At 68.2% G+C, this 8,144-nt stretch carries 6 protein-coding genes; all 6 read right to left on the bottom strand.

Annotated elements, in window-relative coordinates:
• Positions 1-22 precede the first annotated feature (22 nt).
• Complete coding sequence (locus ACFMBG_RS23785) at positions 23-238, bottom strand: hypothetical protein (RefSeq protein ID WP_421057119.1); 216 nt, start codon at positions 236-238, stop codon at positions 23-25.
• A 370-nt stretch (positions 239-608) separates the two neighbouring features.
• Positions 609-2,027: an HlyD family type I secretion periplasmic adaptor subunit gene (locus tag ACFMBG_RS23790; RefSeq protein WP_421057120.1), complete on the bottom strand. Its 1,419-nt coding sequence runs from the start codon at positions 2,025-2,027 to the stop codon at positions 609-611.
• The gene (locus ACFMBG_RS23795) at positions 2,024-3,793 is read right to left on the bottom strand and encodes a type I secretion system permease/ATPase (protein ID WP_421057121.1); all 1,770 of its coding nucleotides are present in this window, start codon (positions 3,791-3,793) and stop codon (positions 2,024-2,026) included. Before ACFMBG_RS23795 ends, ACFMBG_RS23790 begins: the two co-directional genes overlap by 4 nt.
• Before the next feature lie 154 nt (positions 3,794-3,947).
• Positions 3,948-6,446 (bottom strand): calcium-binding protein, encoded by a 2,499-nt coding sequence (locus ACFMBG_RS23800; RefSeq protein ID WP_421057122.1) that lies wholly within the window; start codon positions 6,444-6,446, stop codon positions 3,948-3,950.
• Positions 6,447-6,639: 193 nt separating this feature from the next.
• Positions 6,640-7,317: a hypothetical protein gene (locus tag ACFMBG_RS23805; protein WP_421057123.1), complete on the bottom strand. Its 678-nt coding sequence runs from the start codon at positions 7,315-7,317 to the stop codon at positions 6,640-6,642.
• Positions 7,314-8,144, bottom strand: an 831-nt coding sequence (locus ACFMBG_RS23810) for a helix-turn-helix transcriptional regulator (protein ID WP_421057124.1), incomplete at its 5' end; no start/stop codon positions are given. The genes ACFMBG_RS23805 and ACFMBG_RS23810, both read right to left, overlap by 4 nt.

Below are 8,144 nucleotides of genomic sequence, written 5' to 3' on the forward strand. Positions count from 1 at the left end.
CTCAGGAAGAGGCGCGGGGGGATCAGCCGAAATAGGGGCGGGGCGAGTAGTAGGCCAGCTGCGGTCCTGCGGCCAGGCGCTCGCGCTGTTCCAGCGCCCACTGGCAGGCGGTGCAGCCCAGCACCCCGGCCACCGGGTAGATCACGGCCAGGGCCGGCAGCGGCAGGCCGAGGAGAAAGCCTGCGGCCACGGCGGCCAGGCCTGCGGTAACGCCGGTGAGGGTGCTGATCAGGGTCATGGGCGTGTCTCCTGTGGTCTGTGTGTCTCTGGGGGCAGCTGACTGTCTGCCTGCTGAGATCTTTATAACAGGACGGGTGCGGCGGCGCTGCTGCACTAAAGGATAGAAGCGGGGTGCTGAGGGCTATCCGCCGCCTGCCATGGGTCAGGGCAGCTGTGCCCGGGGCGGGCGGCGGCGGCAGAAAGCGGCCGGAACAGGCCCGGAACAGGCCCGAAACAGGCAGGACGCCGCGGGGCGGCAAAAGCACAGGCCCGCTTCAGCCGCAGCGGCTGAAACGGGCCCGGACAGGCTGCGGTTCTCCCCCCGGAACCGCGGCTTTCCTGAACTATCTGGCGCCCCGGGGCTGCTTGCCCCCTGCCTGGCGGCGGCCTCAGCTGTCGCCTTCCTTCATCGCCTGCGACATGCTGGCGAGCACCGGGCTGATCAGGTAGTTGGCCAGGGTCTGGCGGCCGGTTTCGATCATCGCCTGGGCCGGCATGCCGGGCAGCGCCTTGACGTTGGGCAGGGCGGCCAGCTCCGCCTCCCTGATGCGGATATGCACCGGGTAATAGGACTGGCCGGTGGCCCGGTCGGTGCTGCTGCCGGCCGCCACCATCACCACCTCGCCCTGCACCGGCGGGGTGGAGCGGAAGCTGTAGGCGGTCAGTTGCACCCGCGCCTGGCTGCCCATCGAGACCTCGTCGATATCCTCCACCGCCACCCGGGTTTCCACCAGCAGGCCGGCATCCTCGGGCATCAGCTCCAGGATGGTCTGGCCGGGATCCACCACCTGGCCCAGGGTGTTGATGCTGAGCCCGACCACCCGGCCGTCGCGCGGCGCCAGGATGGTCTGCCGCTCGGCGATATCCAGGGTGGCATCCAGCCGCTGGCGCAGATCCAGGATCTGCTCCTGCACCTGCTGGCTTTGGGCGGCGATCCGCGCCACCCGGTCGCGGCCGGTCTGCAGCAGCCGCTCTTCCATCTCGCCGATCTGTTCCAGCACATTGCCGCGGTCGCTTTCCATCGCCCCCAGGGTGCCGAGCAGATCGCTCTGCTGCATCTGCCGCTGGCTGATGCGGGTTTTCGGCACCAGGCCTTTTTCGAACAGCCCGGTCAGATCCGCCAGCTCCCCCTGCACCAGCGCCAGCTGCTCCTCGGTGGCCCGGATGCGGGCATCGCGGCCCTTGAGCTGGTCATTCAGCTGGCTGATGCGGCCGCGCAGGATCTCCATCTGGCCCAGATACAGCGCCCGGTTGGAGCTGAGCAGGTCCTGCTGCACCGCCACCAGCTGGCTGAGTTCCGGCGCCTGGGCGATGAGCCGGGCAAGCTCTGGCCCCGGCTGCAGCCGGTCCGCCTCCTGCAGCTCCGCCTCCAGCCGCGTCTGCTGCGCCAGGGCGCTGGCCAGCTGGCCGTTCAGGATCGCGATCTGCGCCTGCACCCGGCGGCCGTCGAGCCGGGCGATCACCTGGCCCTCGCGGACCCGGCCGCCCTCGGCCACATTGAGCTCGCGCAGGATGCCGCCTTCGTAATGCTGCACCGCCAGCCGGTCGCCGGCCACGTTGAATTCTCCGGCCGCCACCACCGCGCTGGTCAGCTCCGCCTTGGTGGCCCAGAACACCAGCCCGCCGAACAGGCCGAAGCCGCAGACCGCAATCCACAGCACCAGCTGGCGCACCCGGGTGGGCGGCCGCTTGGGCAGCGGGATGTCCTGGCCGCTGCCGGCCGGCATCAGGTCGCGGAAACCGCTCTGCACCCCCTCCGGAGCGCGGCTGCGGACCGGGGTGCGGGTCTCTTTCTCTACCAGGCTCATGCGCTTGCTCCTTCAGCCGGAGGGGTCTGTCCGCCCTGGTCCGTGCCGTTCCTGCGGTGGCGGAACGGGGCGATCTTGGGGTCGTCGGGATGCGCCGGGGCCGCGGCCATCGGCTGCGCCGCCGCCTCGATCACCTGGCGCGCCTCGCCGAAGCGGGCGATGCGGCCCTCCTGCAGCAGCGCCGCATGGCTGACCCGGCGCAGCAGGCTGAGCCGGTGGGTCACCGCCACCACCGCGGCGCCGCGGGCGCAGGCCTCCTCGATGGCGCGGGCCAGCGCCTCTTCGCCCTCGGGGTCGAGATTGGCGTTGGGCTCGTCCAGCACGATCAGCTTGCGGCCGCCGAAGAAGGCGCGCGCCAGGCCGATGCGCTGGCGCTGGCCGGCCGACAGGAACTCACCGCGCGGGCCGACCGGAGCGTTGTAGCCGCCGGGCAGGGCGAGGATCATCTCATGCACCTGCGCCAGCTTGGCTGCCGCCACCACATCCGACGGCCTGGCCTCCGGGTCCATCAGCGCGATGTTTTCCGCCACCGTGCCCTGGAACAGCTCGACCCGCTGCGGCAGGAAGCCGATATGCTGGCCGATCTGCGCCGGGTCCCAGTCGGTGAGCGCGGCATCGTCGATGCGGATATGGCCGCGCGCCAGCGGCTGCAGCCCGGCCAGCGCATGGGCCAGGGTGGTCTTGCCGGCGCCGGAGGGGCCGATCAGCCCCAGCGACTGGCCCGGCTTCAGCTCCAGAGTGATGTCCAGCAGCAGCGGCTCTGGCCGCCCCGGCAGCACCACGCAGGCGTTTTCCACCGACAGCCGGCCGTCCGGCTCGGGCAGGGTCAGCCGCTCCGGTGCGGCGCCGAGATGGGCCAGGAAGGTGTTCAGCCTGCCCTGCGCGGCGCGCGCCTTGAGGAAGCCGCGCCAGCCGGCGATCGACTGCTCCACCGGCGCCGCGGCGCGGCCCAGCAGGATCGAGGCGGCAATCATCAGCCCCGGCGTCAGCTGGTTGTTGATCACCAGCACCACGCCGACGCCCAGCACCGCGATCTGCAGCCCCATGCGCACGGCCTTGGCCAGCGAGGTGATCAGCGCCACCCGGTCGGTGGCCAATGTGTTGAACACCAGGGCGGAGAACGCCTTGAGCTGCCAGCGCGCGATCAGCGGCCCGGTCTTGCCCATGGCATGGATCAGGCCGGCATTGGCCATCATCTCGGAGACGGCGGCATTGGTTTCGGTGGCCTGCTTGCCGGCCTCGTCCATCGGCTTGCGGGCCAGCATCTCGTTGAGCAGCGCCAGTCCGAACAGCAGCGTGATGCCGGCCAGCGCCACCAGGCCCAGGATCGGGCTGAACAGGAAGATCAGCGCCAGGAAGATCAGCGACCAGGGCGCGTCCAAGAGCGCCAGGAACACCGGGCTGGTGACAAAGCCGCGCAGCTCCTGGATGTCGCGGATGGGCTCGGCGCGGGCCAGGGCGGGCGGCAGCTGGCCGCTGATCATGCCTTCCAGCACCACCGGGCTGAGCCGCGCCTCGAGACGGGATCCGAGCCGCGCCACCAGGCGCTGGCGGATCATATCGAAAATAAAAAAGAACACCAGCGCGAGAACCGCGCCGGTGGTCAGTGCAATCAAGGTTGGAATGCTTCCCGAAGCCATGACCCGGGAAAACAGTTGCAGCATGTAAAGCGGCGCTGTCAGGATCAGAAGGTTCACAAAGATGCTGGCTGTGAAGATCGCCGCCAGCACTCCGCGTTGGCCGTCAAATACCCGTTTTGTCTTCATTGTCGTAGCCCCCCGGCTGCACGAAGTGAAGTTATGAATTCTGGAGAACAGCGCCCTGGTCCAAGGATGCAATCCTTGGCCGGGGACCAAATCGCTGTCCTGAACCAGGGCTGGACGGGCCCGGGGGAATCCCCGGGCCCGCCGTTCCTAAGGCTCAGACACCGTGATAGTGGTGGCCCCAGATGTTGTCGTAGGCGTCGTCGAAGTAATCCGCCGTTACCACACGGATCGCTTCGTAGCTGCCCGCATCGCCGGTGGAGACCGCATTGATGCCGACACCGCCCCAAGGATTGGTGTCCTGACCCAGCGAAGAGAAGTAGCTCTCGTTGTTGGTCAGGCCGAGGATCTTCACCGAGGCGCCGCCCACCGAGATGGTGGTGTCGGTGTCATCGTCCACGACCGTGGCGGCGCCGCCGTCCAGCTTCTCGAAAGCCTCCTGCGCCGAGATGTCGCCGGTAACACGGAACAGCAGCACATCATGCTCTTCGTCGATATCGAAGTCATGGATGACATCATAGCCGTCGCTGGAGGAGAAGCTGTAGCCGTCCCAGTGCAGGTCAATGATGAAGACATCCTTGCCGTTGCCGCCGAACAGCCAGTCGTCGCCTTCGCCGCCTTTCAGCCAGTCGTTGCCGTTGTTGCCGAACAGCTTGTCGTTGTAGCCGCCGCCATCGAGGAAGTCCTTGCCGCCGCCGCCGTAGAGCGTGTCTTTGCCGGAACCGCCATAGAGGCAGTCCTTGCCGCCGTTGCCAAAGAGCTTGTCGTGGTCGTAACCGCCCTTGAGGACATCACCGCCGCGGCCGCCGTAGAGCGTGTCGTTACCCTTTTCGCCTTCCAGCAGATCCTGGCCGGCGCCGCCGCCGAGCTTGTCGTCGCCGTCGCCGCCTTTCAACCAGTCGTCGCCGGCGTTGCCAAAGACGGAGTCATTGCCGTTTTCGCCATTGAGCGAGTCATTGCCGGAACCGCCGACGATCTTGTCGTGGTCGTCACCGCCAAAGGCCTTGTCAGCACCGGCGCCGCCGAAGATTTTGTCATTGCCGGAACCGCCTTTCAGCAGGTCGTGGCCGTCGTTGCCATACAGGCAGTCGTCATCGGCATCGCCGGACAGTTTGTCGTTGCCGACGCCGCCCTTGAGGATGTCGTCGCCGTCGCCGCCGCTGCCGACATCGTCGCCGTCGCCGCCGATGATGACGTCATTGCCGCCTTCGCCGAACATGGTGTCATTGCCGTCGCCGCCGCGGATGCGGTCGTTGCCCTCCGGGCCATAATCAACCGGATCATAGCAGTCCGGGCAGTCGACCTCTTTCATGCCATGGCCGTGGTGCGGGTTGTGCTCCTCAGCGGTCTTGTACGGCTCATCGTCGGGGCAGCAGCTCCAGTCGATTTCGGGCGCATAATAATGACTGCTGCCCAGGTTGTTGGCGTGGTCGCCGAAGATCAGGTCGCCCTGGGCGCCGCCTTCCAGCACGTCGTTGTTGGAGCCGCCGCGCATGGTGTCGCGGCCGGCGCCGCCATTGACGTCGTCGTCGCCGGCGCCGCCATCCATCAGGTCGCGGCCGCGGCCGCCCTGCATCAGGTCGTTGTCTTCCTCACCGAACATGGTGTCGTTGCCACCCTGGCCGTCCATGGTGTCGTTACCGGTGCCGCCCAGCATGCAGTCGTCGCCATCGACCTGCTCGGTCTTGTTGCCGGTGCCGCTGTCGGCGCCGAAGTCAAGATCACCGCCCTGGCCCTGACGCTCGTCGCCGAACATCTCGTCATCGCCGGAGCCGCCGATCACCAGGTCGTCGCCAAGGCCGCCGGCCATGCGGTCGTCGCCCTGCTGGCCGTTCATCCGGTCATTGCCGTCGCGGCCGTACATGGTGTCGTTGTTGTTGGAGTGGTCGTAGTCGTATTCGCCGTAGAGGTCGAACTGGCCGTCGTCGCCCCACATCCAGTCGTCGCCGCCTTCGCCATCCATGCAGTCGTTGCCGTCATTGCCGTAGAGGTAGTCGCCGGCATCGCCGTCGCCTTCCGGCCGGCCCTTGCCGTAGCCGTCATAGCCATACTTGTCTTCAGTGCCGCCGCGCATGCTGTAGTCGCCATCGGCGTCGTCGCCGAAGATGTGGTCATCGCCGGAGCCGCCGAAGACGGTATCAGCATCCAGCCCGCCCAGCAGGGTGTCGTTGCCGGTTTCGCCGTCGATGTAGTCGCAGCCCTCCTCGCCATCGATCCAGTCATCGCCGTCATTGACATAGACCCTCTTTTCGACCGCCACCTGATACTCTTCCCAGGTGTCATAGTCGATGTAGGTCTCGTAATGCGAGAACACATATTCATAATGGCCCTTGCCGTCGCCGTCGCCGCCGAACAGCTTGTCGTTGCCGGTGCCGCCCTTGATGGCGTCATCGCCGTCCTGGCCTTCGATGTAATCCTGGCCTTCTTCGCCATCGAGCCGGTTATTGCGCTCGTTGCCGTAGATGGCGTCATCGCCGGCCCCGCCGCTGGCGTTGTCGCCGGCGTCGTGGTCGTTCAGATTGATGATATTGCCGTCGGTGCCGCCCTGTTCGGTGGTGCCGTCATTGTAGTTGGGATCGTTTTTGTCGTCGGAAAATACGATCTCGCATGTCGGATCGCAGACTTCCCAGTCTGGATTCTGGTCTTTAATACCCATGGTAAACTTCCTCCTCGTTAATGTCCGGGGCTGGGCTGCGGGCTGATGCCCGGGGCCGTGCCCCCCGCCGCTGCCGCGGTTCCGGGGATGTGCCCGGGGGCCGCTGGTGCATAAAGGCGTAGTCATGCCTTCTGGAAGTATTGCAGCGCATCCAGGCTGCAGCGGATGCCCCCAAATGGGGACAAAATTCAGATCAGAAGGCGGGCAGCTGCCAGTTGGTGCGGCTTTCCGCAGCCGCGGCAGCGGCCCGGGCCGCCTCCTGCAGGGGCGCATGCCAATAGACCCCTGCCGCCAGCGCGGCCGCAGCCAGCAGGAGCGCTGCCGCTGCCATCCCGCGGCGGCTGCGGCGCGGCTTGGGCAGGGTCTGCCCCAGCGCCTCTGCCACCGCGGCCTTCAGCACCGGTTCGAACTCGATCCGGAGTGCCCCCTCCATCCGGTTCACCGCCGCCTCCAGCTGGTCGATGCGGGCGCTGAGCGCAGCGCGGTCGGCCGCCGCCTTCTGCGCGTGGCGCTCGCCCAGCCCTTCGTTGAGGGTGGTGAACATCTCCGCGATGCGCTTGTGCAGCGCCACCAGGTCGGCCTGCGCCGCCAGCGGTGCGCCGTCGGCGCCGCCCTGGCGCAGGGCCGTTGCGATCTGCGCCAGCACCGCGGCGCTCAGCCGCGGCGGCTGGGACGGTTTGTCCTGAGTGCCCGGCTGCGGACCCGGAGCCGGCTGCGGTGCGGCCTGCTCCGGGGGCGGCGGCGTCTGGGCCGGTTTCCGGGACGCTGCTGCCCGGGCGGTTTGCGATTTGGCAGGCCGGTCCTGGGCGGCGGGGCTGCCGGCCGGGGCGGGCGGGCCCTGGACGGGCGCGTCGAGTGTCAGCTTGTTCATGACGCTCTCCCCAGCGAGGCCTGCCAGGTCAGCCGCTGTGCCATTTCAGCGCGGCCGGGCGCCTGCATCTTGGCCAGCACCCGCTTGGCATAGGTGTTGAAGGTCTGCTCCTTGAGGCCGGCGATATGCGCCGCCTCACGGTTGGACAGCCCGAGCTGGATCAGCGCCGCCACCCGCGCCTCGGCGGGCGAGAGCCCCATCTTCTGGGCGAGCATCTCGATGCGGCGGCGGTCGGGCTGGCGCGGCAGGATCGCCACCACCAGCGGCTGATCGGCGCCGGCGCAGCGGTAGCGGGTCAGCGATACCGGCAGCCGCATGCCGCTCTTGCGGTCCTCCAGGAACAGGATCAGCTCGCAGGGGCGCTGGCCGGAGCTGCCGCGGCGCGAGCGGGCGCATTCCGCCACCGCCGCGTAAAAGCCCGCGGTCTCACCCGGGCGGGCGCAGCGCAGGCGGCCGCTGCTGTCGCTGAGCAGGTCGCCGCCGTCGAGCATGTCGCGGCCCGATTCATTGCAATGCAGCAGGCGGCCCTCGCCGTCGAGCACCAGCACCGCGGAGTCGGTTTTCTTGGAGATGGTCCACAGCAGCGCGCTGGTCACCGCCGCCTGGGTCTCGCCCGCCAGCTCGCGCAGGGAATCCTCGCGCAGCACCGGCCAGATCGCCTGCAGGATGTCGCCGCAATGGGCATCATGCGGGCCGCCTTCGAGGCGGAGCGCGATCAGATCCTCGCTGCCGTCCTCGAAACCGCAGGAAAACAGCGCCCAGCCGCGGCCTGCGGCCAGCGCCGCCGCCAGGTCCGCGGGCAGCCGCGCCGCCAGCATCTGCGCTGC

This window comes from Leisingera coralii (assembly GCF_049056525.1).
Taxonomy (GTDB): Bacteria; Pseudomonadota; Alphaproteobacteria; order Rhodobacterales; family Rhodobacteraceae; genus Leisingera; species Leisingera coralii.

Bases quoted from the DNA above. Each gene is read 5' to 3' on its own strand.
- ACFMBG_RS23785 (WP_421057119.1), bottom strand. From the start codon at position 238: ATGACCCTGATCAGCACCCTCACCGGCGTTACCGCAGGCCTGGCCGCC.
- ACFMBG_RS23790 (WP_421057120.1), bottom strand. From the start codon at position 2,027: ATGAGCCTGGTAGAGAAAGAGACCCGCACCCCGGTCCGCAGCCGCGCT.
- ACFMBG_RS23795 (WP_421057121.1), bottom strand. From the start codon at position 3,793: ATGAAGACAAAACGGGTATTTGACGGCCAACGCGGAGTGCTGGCGGCG.
- ACFMBG_RS23800 (WP_421057122.1), bottom strand. From the start codon at position 6,446: ATGGGTATTAAAGACCAGAATCCAGACTGGGAAGTCTGCGATCCGACA.
- ACFMBG_RS23805 (WP_421057123.1), bottom strand. From the start codon at position 7,317: ATGAACAAGCTGACACTCGACGCGCCCGTCCAGGGCCCGCCCGCCCCG.